General features: G+C 69.7%; 19 protein-coding genes and 1 tRNA gene. 6 read left to right on the top strand and 14 right to left on the bottom strand.

Annotated features, from left to right (window positions below):
• Positions 1-27 precede the first annotated feature (27 nt).
• From EV699_RS14105 to EV699_RS14090, 4 genes are read right to left on the bottom strand one after another with little or no spacing between them, the layout of a single operon-like run.
• The gene (locus EV699_RS14105) at positions 28-519 is read right to left on the bottom strand and encodes a pilus assembly PilX family protein (protein WP_165904150.1); all 492 of its coding nucleotides are present in this window, start codon (positions 517-519) and stop codon (positions 28-30) included.
• 56 nt (positions 520-575) lie between these two features.
• Positions 576-1,361: a PilW family protein gene (locus tag EV699_RS14100; protein WP_165904149.1), complete on the bottom strand. Its 786-nt coding sequence runs from the start codon at positions 1,359-1,361 to the stop codon at positions 576-578.
• Positions 1,358-1,948 (bottom strand): type IV pilus modification protein PilV, encoded by a 591-nt coding sequence (gene pilV, locus EV699_RS20535; RefSeq protein WP_424450039.1) that lies wholly within the window; start codon positions 1,946-1,948, stop codon positions 1,358-1,360. Before pilV ends, EV699_RS14100 begins: the two co-directional genes overlap by 4 nt.
• 17 nt (positions 1,949-1,965) lie before the next feature.
• Positions 1,966-2,607, bottom strand: coding sequence for a GspH/FimT family pseudopilin (locus tag EV699_RS14090; RefSeq protein WP_132543847.1), 642 nt, complete (start codon positions 2,605-2,607; stop codon positions 1,966-1,968).
• 36 nt (positions 2,608-2,643) lie between these two features.
• On the opposite strand from EV699_RS14090, the gene EV699_RS14085 reads away from it, so the two are divergent.
• A tRNA-Thr gene (locus EV699_RS14085) sits at positions 2,644-2,719 on the top strand.
• 189 nt (positions 2,720-2,908) lie between these two features.
• Here EV699_RS14085 and EV699_RS14080 read toward each other — a convergent pair.
• Complete coding sequence (locus EV699_RS14080; protein WP_132543845.1) at positions 2,909-3,760, bottom strand: AAA family ATPase; 852 nt, start codon at positions 3,758-3,760, stop codon at positions 2,909-2,911.
• 89 nt (positions 3,761-3,849) lie between these two features.
• On the opposite strand from EV699_RS14080, the gene EV699_RS14075 reads away from it, so the two are divergent.
• Positions 3,850-4,563 (top strand): adenosylcobinamide amidohydrolase, encoded by a 714-nt coding sequence (locus EV699_RS14075; RefSeq protein WP_243662681.1) that lies wholly within the window; start codon positions 3,850-3,852, stop codon positions 4,561-4,563.
• Here the strand turns inward: EV699_RS14075 and EV699_RS14070 are convergent.
• The 7 genes from EV699_RS14070 to EV699_RS14040 form a co-directional block, all read right to left on the bottom strand.
• Complete coding sequence (locus EV699_RS14070) at positions 4,544-5,476, bottom strand: S66 peptidase family protein (RefSeq protein ID WP_132543841.1); 933 nt, start codon at positions 5,474-5,476, stop codon at positions 4,544-4,546. The genes EV699_RS14075 and EV699_RS14070 overlap by 20 nt on opposite strands.
• Before the next feature lie 56 nt (positions 5,477-5,532).
• Positions 5,533-6,768, bottom strand: a complete 1,236-nt coding sequence (locus tag EV699_RS14065) for a winged helix-turn-helix domain-containing protein (protein WP_243662680.1) — start codon at positions 6,766-6,768, stop codon at positions 5,533-5,535.
• A gap of 13 nt (positions 6,769-6,781) precedes the next feature.
• Entirely contained in the window at positions 6,782-7,975 is a 1,194-nt protein-coding gene (locus tag EV699_RS14060; RefSeq protein WP_132543839.1) for a vWA domain-containing protein, read from the bottom strand.
• Positions 7,976-7,978: 3 nt separating this feature from the next.
• Entirely contained in the window at positions 7,979-8,224 is a 246-nt protein-coding gene (locus EV699_RS14055) for a GlsB/YeaQ/YmgE family stress response membrane protein (protein ID WP_132543837.1), read from the bottom strand.
• A gap of 12 nt (positions 8,225-8,236) precedes the next feature.
• Positions 8,237-8,629, bottom strand: a complete 393-nt coding sequence (locus EV699_RS14050) for a hypothetical protein (RefSeq protein ID WP_132543806.1) — start codon at positions 8,627-8,629, stop codon at positions 8,237-8,239.
• Between the two features lie 71 nt (positions 8,630-8,700).
• A complete protein-coding gene (locus EV699_RS14045; RefSeq protein WP_132543804.1) occupies positions 8,701-9,921 on the bottom strand; it encodes a hypothetical protein in 1,221 nt (406 codons plus the stop codon).
• The gene (locus tag EV699_RS14040; RefSeq protein WP_165904148.1) at positions 9,918-10,841 is read right to left on the bottom strand and encodes a glycoside hydrolase family 19 protein; all 924 of its coding nucleotides are present in this window, start codon (positions 10,839-10,841) and stop codon (positions 9,918-9,920) included. Before EV699_RS14040 ends, EV699_RS14045 begins: the two co-directional genes overlap by 4 nt.
• 142 nt (positions 10,842-10,983) lie before the next feature.
• Here EV699_RS14040 and EV699_RS14035 point away from each other — a divergent pair, with 142 nt between their 5' ends.
• From EV699_RS14035 to EV699_RS14025, 3 genes are all read left to right on the top strand, one after another.
• Positions 10,984-11,652 carry a CHAP domain-containing protein gene (locus EV699_RS14035; protein ID WP_132543800.1) on the top strand — a complete coding sequence of 223 codons (669 nt, stop codon included), beginning with the start codon at positions 10,984-10,986 and terminating at the stop codon, positions 11,650-11,652.
• A gap of 139 nt (positions 11,653-11,791) precedes the next feature.
• Positions 11,792-12,223, top strand: a complete 432-nt coding sequence (locus EV699_RS14030) for a CBS domain-containing protein (protein WP_132543798.1) — start codon at positions 11,792-11,794, stop codon at positions 12,221-12,223.
• 395 nt (positions 12,224-12,618) lie between these two features.
• Positions 12,619-12,804 carry a hypothetical protein gene (locus EV699_RS14025; RefSeq protein ID WP_132543796.1) on the top strand — a complete coding sequence of 62 codons (186 nt, stop codon included), beginning with the start codon at positions 12,619-12,621 and terminating at the stop codon, positions 12,802-12,804.
• A gap of 16 nt (positions 12,805-12,820) precedes the next feature.
• Here EV699_RS14025 and EV699_RS14020 read toward each other — a convergent pair whose 3' ends face one another.
• Positions 12,821-13,261 carry a DUF3293 domain-containing protein gene (locus EV699_RS14020; protein WP_132543794.1) on the bottom strand — a complete coding sequence of 147 codons (441 nt, stop codon included), beginning with the start codon at positions 13,259-13,261 and terminating at the stop codon, positions 12,821-12,823.
• A gap of 65 nt (positions 13,262-13,326) precedes the next feature.
• On the opposite strand from EV699_RS14020, the gene EV699_RS14015 reads away from it, so the two are divergent.
• Positions 13,327-14,097, top strand: coding sequence for an enoyl-CoA hydratase-related protein (locus tag EV699_RS14015; RefSeq protein ID WP_132543792.1), 771 nt, complete (start codon positions 13,327-13,329; stop codon positions 14,095-14,097).
• Positions 14,098-14,110: 13 nt separating this feature from the next.
• Here EV699_RS14015 and EV699_RS14010 read toward each other — a convergent pair whose 3' ends face one another.
• On the bottom strand, positions 14,111-14,719 hold the full coding sequence (locus EV699_RS14010; protein ID WP_132544019.1) for a DUF938 domain-containing protein: 609 nt from the start codon (positions 14,717-14,719) through the stop codon (positions 14,111-14,113).
• Positions 14,720-14,753: the final 34 nt, after the last annotated feature.

Raw genomic sequence — 14,753 nt, 5'->3', positions numbered from 1 at the left:
TTTTTCATTAATGGTATCCATATTTTGCTACATGCATGCATATGTCGATTGGAGCATCACTACTGTCTTGCCTCCATCGCCAACGGTTCGTACCGTGATTCGATAGTGGATGGTGTTAGGTTTTGGATAATCGTTTTTGTACAGCCATTCGACGATATATCTGACTTCGCTAACGCCAGTAGGCTTCTTCCAGCCAAAAAGTCTGTTTGGGTTTTCTTTAACGTCCGGTTCTGGGTTGGCCTGCATATCCCACGCAATTGATGAAAGATCCGAATTCGCTGGTGAGTAGTAGCCCTTGTCTAGGCCGAAGGGAAAGGCGGCGCAAGAGTCGGCCTCGTTGAGCCAGTTGGGATCAATCCGCATTTCGATGCTACGCAAAGCAAGTTCAGCGGTCTGAAAGACAATGTTCTGATTGTTGGCGTTCCCGGCCATCCGCTCTTCAAGGATAGTGCCGTTATAGGTGCTGAACGTGACGAGCGCCATCAGCGCCAGTAATAACAATGCGACGATCAATACCACGCCCCTCTGGTTGCGGGCAGGTTGGCCGACACTGCAAGTGCACATCGTAACTGCTCTCAGGGTAGTCGGTTGCGAAGCAGCACTACTGTGCTGAAGGCTTGGTGCAGGCGCTTGTCGCTGGCGGTAAGCTTTTTCAGCTTACCGTCAGAGTCAAACCAGTAGTACGACTGCGGATCGGACACGAGTTTATCATTGCGCGAAAGCACGAGAAGATTTATGCGCACGCTGATCACCCGTGGCCATTCAGATAGGCTCGGTGTTGGCAAGTATTTGATGCGTGTCGTGGCCACCGCTGGAAGCGTTTCGGCCACACCATAAACAACTTCGAGTCGCTCAATATTGTCTAATATTGGTTGCGTCGAGCCAGAACAATTCATGTAGAGCGTCGTTCCGTTCAACCAAAAGCGTGTAACCACAGTTCCGGTTGTAGCGCCACCGTTACAATCCATCATTGTACTGTCGTTGAGATAAGCCGTTCCCACCCCGTCGGCTTTAACAGCAACGCCATTGCTGTCAGTGCCGTTTGATAGGCCATTTACACCGAATATCGAACAAACCGCCGGTACGGTCCAATTGGCGACGGCAGGGCAGTCCTTGACAACTGTCTCATCCGTGTTGCTTGGTCGGTAGCCTGCCAACCGCACTTCACGAGCGATAATTTCAAGTGCAGTTCGTCCGTCTTCTTGCATCCAGGCAATATTACGCTGAAGACGAGCGTTCGTGCTTGCCTGGGCAAAAATTTCTACGAGGAAAAGCATGATCAGTGTGCCGATGGTCAGCGCGACCATCAATTCGACCAAGGTCATGCCTCGCTGTGCGGTATTGGAATAATAGCCGTTCATGGCCGCACACTTACTCGCAGACATGCGAAGAGAGGATGCTCGGGATGAGGGGCGGGGCAATTTGCTTCCGGTTTGTTAGGATCTATACGTTCGTCCCAGTACACGGTAATTGTCCATGTGCGAATTGCCGCTGTAGTGCATTCCGTGGAGTCACCAGTCGCTGGGGCCACACAAGAGGAGATGACAATTTTGCCTTGGCCACTAGGTAGGCGCGAACGCACCGCTTCACGCCACTGCCAGAGGTCGGCTGTCTCTAATTGGTCAGCTGTGCAATATGCGCTTAGACAAAGCAGTGTCGGCTGCGCTAGTGCACTGAACTGCTCAAGTTCGAGTATGTAAGGAAGTGGCGTGGTATTGCCAGACGGAGGAGTGGCACGCACGTAGGGCAGATTGGCACGAATGCGGTCGGCTATGTCTTGGGTAAGGACTGTGGCTTCGCTGCGTAGGTATGCACTGGTGGTGTCACGCATCGCTCGCACGTGTAATGCACCCAATCCGAGCAAGCCTAAAGCGACGATAACGATGGTGATCAGCACTTCCAGCAGCGTGAAGCCGGTATATGATGGGCCGTACGCATAGCCATGCATGTTTGACGGGTGATGCTTCATGGGCATGTGGGCGGCGTCTCCCCAGGGTCGTCATGCGATTCGAGCCGTATCCGTCCAAGTTTTGACACAGCGATCTCGCGACGCAATTCTGTGCCCAGGCAAAGTGAGTATGTTCCGATCGGATTCGCCCGCCCGTTCGCGCGAAAAGTGATGCGGTTCACGATGTTGGTGTTACCTTTTAATATTACGTTGGATAGCGCCGCATGGATGCGGAGCACAGGTTCGGATTCACTGGCGCCATCGCCATCACAATCTGAAGTGTCACGCGTACCGTTTGTGTTGCAATCTCTGAAGACAATCCAACCCATCTCATAACCTCCTGTCCCGGTGCTGCAGTCGTTGCCGTTGGTGCTCTTACAGAGCGTTACGCTTATTTCTTCTGTCGTTATCTTACTCGTGGTACTGCCCTTGATCGCCTCCGAGCGCGCGAAATTGAGATCGCTCAGCAGGTCGAAGGAGGCGCTGCGCACGCGGGTGGTACGGATGAAGTCGGTGAAGCTCGGCACGCCGATGGCCAGCAGGATGCTGACGATCGTGACCGTGACCAGCAGTTCGACCAAGGTGAAGCCGGCCCCGCTGTGGCGGCGCGTGGTGGCGACCGCGGAGGCGGGTATGGTGCGGTACGGTTGGCTTGCCACCCTGGGGTCGACTCCCTATACTGCGCGCCCTGTTGCGCCGGAATAGCTCAGTTGGTAGAGCAACTGATTCGTAATCAGTAGGTCGGTGGTTCGAGTCCACTTTCCGGCACCAGATTCAAAGGCTTGGCTCGTTCGCGCGCCGAGCCTTTTTAGTTTGGGCCGGGGCGGGCGGAGCGGTGACCTGCGAGGATTCTGGCCCCGCCCCTGGGTGGAGTCCAGCGCACCACCGGCGCGCAGACGGGACCTTGAGGCGCTGCGGTACCCCGCTTGACGCTTGTTGACACTTGCCGGGGGGGCGGCGTCAGGTCTTGCGGCGGTTGAGGAAGATCAGGCGTTCGAACAGGTGCACGTCCTGCTCGTTCTTCAGCAGCGCGCCGTGCAGCGGGGGGATAATCTTGCGCTCGTTGCCGCCGCGCAGCATCTCGGGCGGCACGTCCTCGGCCAGGAGCAGCTTGAGCCAGTCGAGCAGTTCGGAGGTCGACGGGCGCTTCTTCAGCCCCGGAATCTCGCGTACCTCGAAGAACACGTTGAGCGCTTCGGCGAGCAGATCCTTCTTCAGGTCCGGGTAATGCACGTGCACGATCTCGCTCATCGTGTCGCGGTCGGGGAAGCGGATGTAGTGGAAGAAGCAGCGGCGCAGGAAGGCATCCGGCAGCTCCTTCTCATTGTTGCTGGTGATGATGATCACCGGTCGCTGCTGCGCCACGATCCGCTGGCGCGTCTCGTAGACGTAGAACTCCATGCGGTCGAGTTCGAGCAGCAGGTCGTTGGGGAATTCGATGTCGGCCTTGTCGATCTCGTCGATCAGCAGCACCGGCCGGGCGTCGCTTTCGAAGGCTTCCCACAGCTTGCCCTTGACGATGTAGTGCGCGATGTCCTGCACGCGCGGATCGCCGAGTTGCGAGTCGCGCAGGCGGGCGACGGCGTCGTACTCGTAGAGCCCCTGGCGCGCCTTGGTGGTGGACTTGATGTGCCACTGGATCAGCGGCGCGCCCAGCGCGCGCGCGACCTCCTCGGCGAGCAGCGTCTTGCCGGTGCCGGGCTCACCCTTGACGAGCAGCGGCCGTCCGAGCGTGACCGCGGCGTTGACGGCCATGGTCAGGTCGGGCGTGGCGACGTAGGTATCGGTGCCGGAGAAGCGGGACGTGCTCATGCGACGAGCCTCGGGGCGGACGCGGGGCGACGAGTGTAGCGTGATGCCGGCCGTCGGTGGCCGGCCGGTGAGGAGGCGGGATGCGAGCGGTGGACGACGCGACCGGGCTGCCGGCGGCGGACGGGCTGCGCGTGGAGTGCGACGGCGACTGGCTCGGGGTGGCGTTCGCCGCGCCCCGGCGCTGCCTGAGCTGGGCGGTGCATCGACCCGGCCTGGTGCAGGCCGGGCGCGTCGCCTGGCTGCAGGTGCGCGATGCCGACCTCGGCCCCGAGGTCGATCCGGCCGCACTGCTCGCGCGGCGCCTGCAGGCGCGCGGCTGGGGCGACGCGGTGGGGCTGCTCACCGCCTGCGACGTCGCCGGCCATCGGCGTGCGCGCGTGACCCACGCCGGCGTCAGCGCCGACTGCGTGCTGACGCTCGGCCTCGGCAACGGCGTGCGCGTCGGCGAACTGCCCGCCGCCGCCCGCGCCTGGCGGCCGGGCACCATCAACCTCGTCTGCCAGGTGTCGGTGCCGCTGGCGCTGCCGGCGCTGCTCGAAGCGCTGTCGATCGCCACCGCGGCGCGCACCGCCGGCGTGCTCGCGCTCGGCTGGTCCGACGATCCGGCGGGCGCGCCGGTCAGTGGCACCGGCACCGACTGCTGCGTGATCGCCTGCCCCGACACCGCGCCCGGTGCCACCTACGCCGGTCTGCACACCGCGGTCGGGCAGGCGCTCGGTGCCGCGGTGCTGCAGGCCACGCGCGCCGCCGGCCACGCCTGGCTCGCGCGCACGCTGTGCCCGCTCACGCCCAGTAATCGCTGAAGGCGAGCGTGTAGCCGGCGGCGTCGAGCGCGAGCTCTGCCGGCGCACCCTGCGGCAGCGTCGCGCGCCGCGCACCGTGGCCGATCGGCAGCCCGGTGAGCACCGGGCAGGGCAGGCGCGCACGCAGTTCGGCGACGACCTCGGCCAGCGAGTAATCGGGTTCGTGCGCCGGGCCGTCGCCGTGGGTGAAGTCGCCGAGCAGCACTGCGCGCGCGCCGGCGAAGGCGCCGGCCTGCAGCAGCTGCAGCAGCAGGCGTTCGATCCGGTAGGGCGGCTCGTTGACGTCCTCGAGGAACACGATCCCGGCGTCCGGCCGCGGCAGCCACGGCGTGCCTGCGAGCGAGGCGACGCAGGCGAGGTTGCCGCCCCACAGCGTGCCGCTCAGCCCCTGGGCGGGGTAGGGGTGGGGGCAGGCGATGGCATCGAGCACGTGGGCGTCGCTCGCCAGCACCTGCGCGAAGCGTTCGCAGGTCCAGGTATCGGGCGCCGCGGCGCCGAAGTCGGCGGCGGCCATCGGCCCGTGCAGGCTGCCGTAGTCCGCCTGCGCGAGCAGCGCGAGCTGCAGCAGTGTGAGGTCGCTGAAGCCGACGATGGGCTTGCCCGCCGCGGCGATGCGGGCGTAGTCGAGTCCGTCGAGCAGGCGCGTGAGGCCGTAGCCGCCGCGCAGAGCGAGCAGCAGGTCGACGCGTGGATCGTCGAGCAGGCGGTACAGGCCGGCGACGCGCTCGGCGTCGGGTGCCGCGAAGCGCCGCCACTGGCCGCGCGCGGTGGCATCGACCACCACGCCCCAGCCGAGCGCTTCGAGCCGGGCGACGGCGCGGTCGAGGCGGGCGGGGTCGCTCAGGTGGCCGCTGGGGGCGAAGAGGCCGACGGTGGGCGTAGCGGGCGGGCGACGGGGCTTGCGACGGGGCATCGGGACGGGCCGGGGTGGCGGAGGCGCCGGCATCCTAGCCGAAACGCCGGGCGGGCTCAGGCGCGTGACGCGAGCGCGGCGCGGAGGGCGGCGCCGAAGGCCGCCGGTTCGCTGCGCGCGAGGTGCACCGTGGGCGTGCCGTGCCAGGCGGCACAGGCGGCGAGGGCGCGGGCGAGCGCGGCGGCGAGCGCCTCGCTGCCGCGCACCCCGGCTTCGAGGTAGAGCGCCTTGACTTCGAACACGCCGGCGCGGCGGTGCGCCTTGGCATCGAGGCGCCCGACCAGCGCGTCGCGGTGCAGGATCGGCAGCACGAAGTAGCCGAAGCGGCGCCGGGCCGCCGGCGTGTAGCACTCGATACGGTAGTCGAAGTCCCACAGCCGGCTCGCGCGCTCGCGGTCCCACACCAGCGGGTCGAACGGCGACAGCAGCGTCGTTTGCGTCGCGCGCAGGCCGCCGCCGGCGGCCTCGGCGAGCAGCCCGGCGTGATCGGGGTGCGCGTACCAGGGCTCGCGCCAGCCTTCGACCGTCACCGGCAGCAGCTCGCCGCGCTCCGCGAGCGCCGCCGGGTCGGGCTGCGGGCGCTTGCCGTGGCTGCGGAAGTAGTCGCCGATCCAGCGCGCCGGCGTCACCCCCAGCGCGCGCACCGCCTTCAGCAGCAGCGCGTGCTCGACCGCGGCGCGCGGCGGCAGGCGGGCATCGTCCCAGTCCGGCACGATGCGCTCGGCGAGGTCGTAATGGCGCTGGAAGCCGCGGCGGCAGGCGATCATCAGCCGGCCCGCCGAGAACAGCATCTCCAGCGCGCGCTTCTCGAAGCTCCAGCTCCACCAGCCGCCGCCGGCCTGGTCGCCGGCGCGCGCGAAATCGGCCGAGCACACCGGACCGTGTGCGCGCACGTGGTCGAGCAGGGCCTCGACGCCGGCGCGGTTCGCCGCCATCCAGTCGTGCGAATACTTCCAGCCGAGCTGCCCCGGCTCGACCATGCGGTGGCGGTACAGCGGGTAGTCGGCCAGCGGCAGGAAACACGCCTCGTGCGCCCAGTACTCGAACACCTGCCGCGTGGCCAGCAGCTCGTCGAGCCAGGCCGGGTCGTAGGCGCCGAGGCGGCTCCACAGCACCAGGTAGGGGCTGCGCGCGACCACGTGGATGGTGTCGATCTGCAGCGCGCCCATGCGTTCGATCGCCGCCAGCAGGTCGGCGCCGCGCGCCGCGCGGCGGGGCGCGCGCAGCAGGCCCTGCGCGGCGAGCTGCACGCGGCGGGCGCCGCGCGGGTCGAGCGCGAACGCCGTGCTCACGCGGCCTGCGGCGTCACGGGGTGACCGCGGTCGCCGGATTGCGCAGCACGCGGATGCCGCGCTCGAGGCCGTCGAGCGTCAGCGGGAACATGCGCCCGCCGAGCACGCCGCGCACCATGCGCACCGAGGTGTAGTACTCCCAGCTCTCCTCGGGCTGCGGATTGAGCCAGATCGCGCGCGGCCACGCCTCGGTGAGGCGGCGCAGCCAGACCACGCCCGACTCCTCGTTGACGTGCTCGACGCTGCCGCCGTGCTGGGTGAGCTCGTAGGGGCTCATCGTGGCGTCGCCGACGAAGATCAGCCGGTAGTCGCGCCCGTAGGTGCGGATCAGTTCGAGCGTGGGCACGCGCTGCTGGTGGCGGCGGCGGTTGTCGCGCCACACGCTCTCGTACACGCAGTTGTGGAAGTAGACGTGCTCCAGGTGCTTGAACTCGCTGCGGCAGGCGCTGAAGAGCTCCTCGCAGATGCGCACGTGGTCGTCCATCGAGCCGCCGACGTCGAGGAACAGCAGCACCTTGACCGCGTTGTGGCGCTCCGGCACCAGCTTGAGGTCGAGCCAGCCGGCGTTGCGGGCGGTGGCGCCGATGGTGTCGTCGAGGTCGAGTTCATCGGGGGCGCCGGTGCGCGCGAACTCGCGCAGCTTGCGCAGCGCGACCTTGATGTTGCGGGTGCCGAGCTCGATGCCGTCGTCGAAATTGCGGTACTCGCGCGCCTCCCACACCTTGACCGCGCTGCGCGTGCGCGAGCGGCCGCCGATGCGCACGCCCTCCGGGTGTTCGCCGGCGTTGCCGAACGGCGAGGTGCCGCCGGTGCCGATCCACTTGTTGCCGCCCGCGTGGCGCCCCTTCTGCTCGGCGAGCCGCTCGCGCAGCGTCTCCATCAGCTTGTCCCAGCCGAGCCTTTCGAGCTGCGCGCGCTCCTCGTCGCTCAGCACCCGCGTGGCGAGCGCGCGCAGCCAGTCCTCCGGCAACTGCTCGTGCCAGTCCGGGAACAGTGCCTCGATGCCCTTGAAGAACTCGCCGAAGGCGCGATCGAAGCGGTCGTAGTGGCGTTCGTCCTTGACCAGCGCGAGCCGTGCGAACCAGTAGAAGTCGTCCACCGAGTAGCCGGCGACGCGCTGCCGCAGCCCTTCGAGCAGGGTCAGGAACTCGGTGATGCCGACCGGGACGCCGGCGTGGCGCAGCGTGAAGAAGAACTCGACGAGCACGCGTCACCCCCGCCGCTTGAGCCAGCCGAGCAGGAACAGGAAAGCCACCGCGCCGAGCGTGGCGGTGATCAGCGAGGCCAGCGTGCCGACCGCGCGAAAGCCCAGCAGTTCGATCAGGAAGCCGCCGAGCAGTGCCCCCATCACGCCGATCACCAGATTGCCCAGCGCCCCGAAGCCGCTGCCCTTGGTGAACTGCCCGGCGAGCCAGCCGGCGATCAGGCCGATCAGCAGGAATCCGATCACGCCCATGGCGAGGCCTCCTCAGGCGATGCGGGTGATGGTGAGTTCGAGCTCGCCGCGGTTGTTCCAGTACATCCACGGCAGGTCGTTGGCGAAGCAGAAGAAGCGCCCGCTCGCCGGCGCCACGTAGGCCGGCAGCTCCCGGCCGATGCGGAAGTAGGTCAGCGGCGACAGGCCGATCGCTCCCATCAGCGCGAACCAGGGCTCCACCGGCGCGCGGCGCAACGCCTGGGTGCTGCGATGCAGCAGGTCGTCGTCGCGGTAGCCGTCGGCGTCGCACTCGATGAACCAGTCGCTCCAGGTGCCGACGGCGTACATCGAATACGTCAGGCCGGCGATCAGGTTCACCGTGGTGTCGTTCCAGTAGCGGTCGGCGTGGATCGTGACCGTGCGGGTGGCCCCGACTTCGAGCATCGCGCTTCTCCCCTTGGGCGGTTTACCGGGGATTATGGGCGATCGCGCCGGCGGGCGTGGTGCCGATGCGCTCAGGGGCGGCGGCGCAGCACCACCAGGCGGTCGTCGACGCGGCCGGTGACCAGCACGCCGCCGTCGGGCAGCACGGCGAGGTCGCGCGCACCGCCGTTGCGCGTACCGGGCCTGAGGCGCACCACGCCCTGTTCGCCGAAGGCCGGGTCGGGCCGCCCGTCGGGCAGGAAGCGCACGATCACGAAGTCGCGCCCGGCCCCCGCGCGCACTTCGCCGGCGGCGACGAGGCGCCCGTCGGGCGCGACCGCGAGCGCGGTGAAGGCGGCGTCGCCGAAGCCTGCGGCGTCCGGGTAGCGCACGCTGCCGCGGTCGCCGAAGCGCGGGTCGGGGCGGGCGTCGCGATCGAAGCGGGCGAGGAAGGGGCGGTCGTCACTGCTGCCGGCGATCAGCACGCTGCCGTCGGCCTGCACCCGCACCGCCTTCGCCTCGCGCCCGGCGTAGTCGCCCGGCGTGCTGCCGAGCGGCCCGAAGCCGATCGGCAGGCCGTCGGTGCCGAAGGCCGCGAGCAGGAAGTCCCATACCCGGTCGCTGCCCTCGATGGCGCCGGCCGCGAACACCTGGCCGGCGGCGTTCAGCGCGAGCGCGTTGCTCCAGCCCTTCCAGCGCGCGATCTCCACGCTGCCGCGCTCGCCGAAGCCGCTGCGCGGCCGGCCCTGCGGATCGAGGGCGAGCACGCCGAAGTGGCCGTCGCGCCCGCCGCCGAGCGTGAGCACCGGCCCGCGCACCGGGTCGAGGGCGAGGCGCGGGCGGCCCAGCGTGCTGGCGAAGGCGCCGCGCAGCACGCGCAGGCCGCCGTCGCCGAAGCTGCGGTCGAGTGTGCCGGCAGCGGTCAGCCGCACCAGCACCAGGCTCGGCGGGTCCGGCGCGTAGCGCACGCCGAGCGCGAGCCAGCGGCCCTCGCCGTCGCGGGCGAGGTCGGTGAACACGTCCGGCCAGTCGCGCCGGCCCTCGGCGCGCACCACGCCGCCGGCGCCGAAGGCCGGATCGGGGCGGCCGTCGGGCAACAGCCGCAGCAGCCCGCCGACGTTGCCGATCAGGCCGGCGACGACGATGCGCCCGTCGGGCTCCAGGCCGAGCGCCTCGCCGCCGCTCGGCCCGGTGGCGTAGCTGGCGATGCCGGCGTCGCCGAACGCCGGCTCGGCCTCGCCGCCGCCGCGCGCGAGCAGCGGTGCCAGCGCGAGCAGCGCAGCGATCAGCAGCCGTCGCAGCGCGGCGTTCATTCGAGGCGCGAGCACTGCAGGATGCGTTCGAGCCTGGCGGCGTAGTCGGCGATCTCGGTCGCCTTGTCATGGCCGCCGTTGATGATGTTGCGCGCGTTGTAGTAGTCGCAGCGCTCGCCGGCGATGTAGTCGGCGAGCCGGTGGCCGCCGACGAAGCCCGCGCCCTGCACGTGTTTGCGCCCCGAGCCGCGGAACGAGCCCATGCGCATGCCGTACGACATGATCCGGTAGGCGATGCCCGGGTCGTCGGCGTCGGCCGCGAGGTCGGGGTTCAGGTGCAGCGCGCCGCGCAGGCCGAGCGCCTCGTCCATCGCGCGGTAGTTGTCCTGCCAGGTGAGCTGCACGTAGCCGCGGCCGTAGAACACCTGCGGGGCCGCCTTCGCCGAGGCCGGCGGCGGCTGGCGTTTGCCCTGCTTGTCGAGCGGCCCCTGCGCCACCTTGTAGTCGGGGCCGAGCGGCCGGCCGGCCCAGTCGGTGATCTCGACCGGCTTGCCGTAGGGCTGGTTGGCGTAGCCCGATTCGTGCTCGGGCTGCCAGCGCAGCTTCCATTTCGGTGCCTTGCGCGACTCGTGCATCAGCGTGGCGAGCAGGTAGGCGACGTGGCGCACGTCGAGCAGCTCGGCGTCGGTTTCGATGAAGTCGAGGACCTGGTTGAGCCCGCCGCGCTGCTCCTCGTCGAGGGTGCCGAACGGCCGCGGCTGCTCGGCCTCGAACTGGCGGATGAACGCCGCACGGTCCAGGCGGATGGGCCGCAGCAGGTACGGCGAGGCGTAGCACTGCTTGGCCGTGCGCAGCGGCGGCACCGGGCTGAAGCCGCCGAGCGGCCCGGGCGCGGGGGCGAGGGTGCGGCACAGCGTGCCGGCATCGGACAGCGGCGTCAGGTAGCTGCCGAGCGGCCCGGGAAAGCGGAAACCGGCCATGGGGCCTCCGTTGCGGCGACCTCGTGCGGTCGTGTCTGCAAGCCTAGACTTGCCGTAGCGCGGCTGGTACCGGCGCGGGGGTGAACGGCGCCCTGCGGTACCGAGCGGTGATCGATTAGCACCGGATCGGGGAGGGCGCACCATGCTGTTGCACCAGAAAGGTGCAGGAAATGGCGGGGCGATCGCCTGGCTCGCCCTGTGGCTCGTCCTGCTCGCGGCGGCGGGATTGGCGCGGGCCGAGGGGCCGGCGACGGCGGTACTCCCGGAGCGCTGCACGGCCGCCTGCGTCGAGCCGTTCGGCGTGCCGCTCGGCACGGCGTCCGGCGGGGTGGCGGCCTACTCGAACTGCAGCGCACGCTGCTTCGTGCCGGTGCCGAACCGCGTCGACGGCACCTACACGGGGATCCGCTGGCAGTGCGTCGAGTACGCGCGCCGCTGGCTGCTGGAGCGCCGTGGCGTGGTGTTCGGCGACGTCGACGTCGCCGCCGACCTGTGGCTCAAGGTCGACAGCGTGACCCGCGTCGGCGACGGGCGGGTGCTGCCGCTGGCGGCCCAGCTGAACGGGGCGCCCGAGCCGCCGCGCGTCGGCGACCTGCTGATCTACGGCCGCGAGTACCTGAACACCGGGCACGTCGCCGTGGTCGTGGCGGTCGACGCCGCAGCCGGCACGGTCGCCGTCGCCGAGCAGAACTACCGGAATGCCCGCTGGGCGGATGGCTATGCGCGGCAGATCGCATGGGTGCGGCACGGCGCGGAGTACTGGCTGCTCGACCCCCATCTGATCGGCTGGAAGCGCGTCGTCGACGACTGAGGCGCGCGTCGCGTGGCGCAGAGTTTGCTCCGCGTCGCCCGGTACGGGCGGCGCGCTGCGGCCGCCGGCCGCACGTTCCATCGCCGCGTGCGCATGCGCACGCGGCGTCCTCGGTACACCGTTTCACCAGGAGACCGCCATGCACCTGCGCCTGATCCGCTCCATCGTCGAGCAGCAGAAGATCGTCACCGCGTCGCCGCAGATCACGGTGAGCGAGGCCGCCCGCCTGATGAAACAGAACCGCGTCGGCGCGGTGATGATCACCGAGGCGGGGTGCCTGATCGGCATCTTCACCGAGCGTGACGCGCTGTTCCGCGTGCTCGCCGAGGGGCGCGACGGACAGGCCACGGTGCTCGCCGAGGTGATGACGCCGAACCCGCACACCATCGGCCCCGACAAGCCGCTCGGCCATGCGCTGCACATGATGTACGAGAGCGGCTTCCGCCACGTGCCGGTGGTCGAGGACGGCAGGCCCCTCGGCATGGTGTCCGCCCGCGATGCGCTCGGCCCCGAACTGCAGCAGTTCGAGGTCGAGCTGCAGCAGCGCGAACACCTGGGCGAGATCCTCTAGCACAACCGCCGCAGCGCCCGCCCCACGCCGGCCTCGGCCGAGGTCGGCGCCCCCTTCCGCAGACCTCACTGTCTTTCCTCTCTCCCCCGGCCTCTCTGCGGGCGCGGGCGACGCCGCCGTCGGCGTCCGCCCGGGCGTCGGCACGTCGTTGCGTCGCGCCGGGGTTCCGGGATCTGCGGCGACTGTCCCGTAGCGGCGTCGGCGGCGCGCCATCAAGCAGAATCCTTGCCAGCTTGACGGCGCCAATTGTCACATCTAAACAATTCAGTGCACGGTGCGCATGATGTGCCGGCAGTTTCGGGGGCGGACGCAAAGCACGTCCGCGGGAGGAGGAACAACCCTCGCAGGGGCCGTTCGTGCGCGCAGCCGGTGACTGCGCGGACCGGAGATGCATCATGGAATTATGGAATGCGTTGCTGGTGCTGCTGTGCCTGTCCTGCGGCGCGAGCCTGGGGTTCACGGGGCTCGCGATGCTGCGTGCCGGCGTCCAGCCGACGACGCCGCCGTCATTCATGTCCATCGGCGGGCTGGTGCTGGCAGGGGGAATCGCGCTCCTGGTCTTCGCGCTGCGGTTCTGGTGACGGTCGCCGGCCTCGTTCATGGCTGTGGCAGGCCGCTGTCGAGCAGCCGGGCGCGTCCGCCGGTGCGACCGTGGACGAGCGCAAGCTGCCCGTGGCGGCGCGCCAGCGCCCGCGCTTCGGCGAGCGGCAGGCCGGCGACCAGCACGCTCGGTTCCGCCGCCCAGTCGGGGCCGTCGGGCACGCCGAAGCCGTCGAGCACGTTGCCGTCGGGCAGGCGCTCGCGCAGTTCCGCCAGCAGCGCAGCGTGCCGGCGCACGTTGAGCGGTGGCGCGAGCGAGCGTGCGCCGGGGTTGCAGGCGCTGACGTAGGCCCAGGCCGCCTGCCCCCGCGCGGCGAGCCAGGCATCGAGCGCCGGGTGGCGCCGCCCGATGCGCAGCGCGAAGCGCTCGCCGGTGGCGGCCGTCGCGGTGTAGGTGGTGGCGTGGAAGGCGCGCAGCAGGCCTCGCGCGAGCGACATGGCGGCTTTGTCTCGGGGCGGTCGGGTCGCTAGTGTAGGGTCACCATCCGAGCGAGGAGCGTCCCATGAGCAGCCACATCGAATGCGAGCGCGAGGGCAGCGTCGCGCTCGTCTTCATCCGCCGTCCGGAGCGCAAGAACGCGCTCACCGCCGCGATGTACGCCGCGCTCGCCACGCTGATCGCGCGCCTCGACGACGACCCCGAGGTGCGCGTGCTGCTGATTGCCGGCACCGACGACTGCTTCACCGCCGGCAACGACCTCACCGACTTCGTCACCCACCCCCCCACCGGCCCCGACAGCCCGGTGTTCCGCTTCCTGGCGACGCTCGCCGCCTGCCGCAAGCCGGTGGTCGCCGCCGTCAACGGCGTCGCCGTCGGCGTCGGCACCACGCTGCTGCTGCACTGCGAACTGATCTACGCCGCCGAGGACGCCCGCTTCCAGATGCCGTTCGTCAACCTCGGCCTGTGCCCCGAAGCGGCGTCGAGCCTGCTGCTGCCACGCCTGGTCGGCTACCCGCGCGCCGCCGAGTGGCTGCTGCTCGGCGAGCCTTTCGACGCCGAGCAGGCGTTCGAGGCCGGGCTGATCAACGCCGTGCTGCCGCGCGAGAGGGTGCTGATCACCGCGCTGGAGCGGGCGCAGACGCTGGCCGAGCGGCCGGCGGCCGCGGTGCGCCTGACCAAGGCGCTGCTGAAGCAGCGCGATGCCGCGGCCGTGCAGGCGGCGCTGGTCGAGGAGGGGCGCGAATTCGTCGCCCGCCTGGGTTCGCCCGAGGCGCGGGAGGCCTTCGCCGCCTTCGCCGAGAAGCGCAAGCCCGACTTCTCGCGCTTCGCCTGAGCGCGCAGCCTGCTCAGACCGCGGCCCGGCGCCGCCAGACCAGCACCAGGTTGTCGCGCGGCATCGGCTCGACGGTGTCGAGGTCGAGCCCGGCCGCCGCGGCGACGCGGGCGAGGTCGACGGTGTCGCGCACGCCCATCGCCGGGTCCTGGCGGCGCAGCGCGGCGTCGAAGCGCGCGTTGCTCGGTGCGGTGTGGCGGCCGTCGCGGGCGAACGGACCGTAGAGGCAGAAGGTGCCGCCGTCGGCCAGCACCCGGCCGAGGCCGTCGAAGAGCGCCGCGAGCTGCGGCCAGCCGAGGATGTGGGCGGTGTTCGCCGAGAACGCGTAGTCGGCCCGCGCGAGCGGCCAGGTGGCCTGGGTGACGTCGAGCGCGAGCGGCGCCGGCAGGGTGGGTGGCGGGGCGTCGGCGAGCCATTGCGCGATGCCGGGCAGGCGCGCCGCGACGTCGGTCGCCTGCCAGCGCAGGTGGCGCAGGCGCGTGGCGAAGTACAGCGCGTGCTGCCCGGTGCCGGCGCCGATTTCCAGCACCGTGCCGGGGGCGCTCCAGTGGCGCGCCAGCACGGCGAGGATCGCGTCGCGGTTCTCGTCGCAGGCCGGGGCGTAGGGGCGATCGGCGGGGATGGGCATGGGCTGGCCTCGCGGGTGGTCGGCATGG

Origin of the sequence: Plasticicumulans lactativorans, assembly GCF_004341245.1 — a bacterium.
GTDB classification, from domain to species: domain Bacteria; phylum Pseudomonadota; class Gammaproteobacteria; order Competibacterales; family Competibacteraceae; genus Plasticicumulans_A; species Plasticicumulans_A lactativorans.
Note: the sequence above shows the minus strand (reverse complement) of the source record. Positions and strands in the feature narration are given on the sequence as shown.

Bases quoted from the DNA above. Each gene is read 5' to 3' on its own strand.
- EV699_RS14100 (WP_165904149.1), bottom strand. From the start codon at position 1,361: ATGAACGGCTATTATTCCAATACCGCACAGCGAGGCATGACCTTGGTC.
- pilV (WP_424450039.1), bottom strand. From the start codon at position 1,948: ATGCATGGCTATGCGTACGGCCCATCATATACCGGCTTCACGCTGCTG.
- EV699_RS14080 (WP_132543845.1), bottom strand. From the start codon at position 3,760: ATGAGCACGTCCCGCTTCTCCGGCACCGATACCTACGTCGCCACGCCC.
- EV699_RS14070 (WP_132543841.1), bottom strand. From the start codon at position 5,476: ATGCCCCGTCGCAAGCCCCGTCGCCCGCCCGCTACGCCCACCGTCGGC.
- EV699_RS14055 (WP_132543837.1), bottom strand. From the start codon at position 8,224: ATGGGCGTGATCGGATTCCTGCTGATCGGCCTGATCGCCGGCTGGCTC.
- EV699_RS14050 (WP_132543806.1), bottom strand. From the start codon at position 8,629: ATGCTCGAAGTCGGGGCCACCCGCACGGTCACGATCCACGCCGACCGC.
- EV699_RS14045 (WP_132543804.1), bottom strand. From the start codon at position 9,921: ATGAACGCCGCGCTGCGACGGCTGCTGATCGCTGCGCTGCTCGCGCTG.
- EV699_RS14040 (WP_165904148.1), bottom strand. From the start codon at position 10,841: ATGGCCGGTTTCCGCTTTCCCGGGCCGCTCGGCAGCTACCTGACGCCG.
- EV699_RS14035 (WP_132543800.1), top strand. From the start codon at position 10,984: ATGCTGTTGCACCAGAAAGGTGCAGGAAATGGCGGGGCGATCGCCTGG.
- EV699_RS14030 (WP_132543798.1), top strand. From the start codon at position 11,792: ATGCACCTGCGCCTGATCCGCTCCATCGTCGAGCAGCAGAAGATCGTC.
- EV699_RS14025 (WP_132543796.1), top strand. From the start codon at position 12,619: ATGGAATTATGGAATGCGTTGCTGGTGCTGCTGTGCCTGTCCTGCGGC.
- EV699_RS14020 (WP_132543794.1), bottom strand. From the start codon at position 13,261: ATGTCGCTCGCGCGAGGCCTGCTGCGCGCCTTCCACGCCACCACCTAC.
- EV699_RS14015 (WP_132543792.1), top strand. From the start codon at position 13,327: ATGAGCAGCCACATCGAATGCGAGCGCGAGGGCAGCGTCGCGCTCGTC.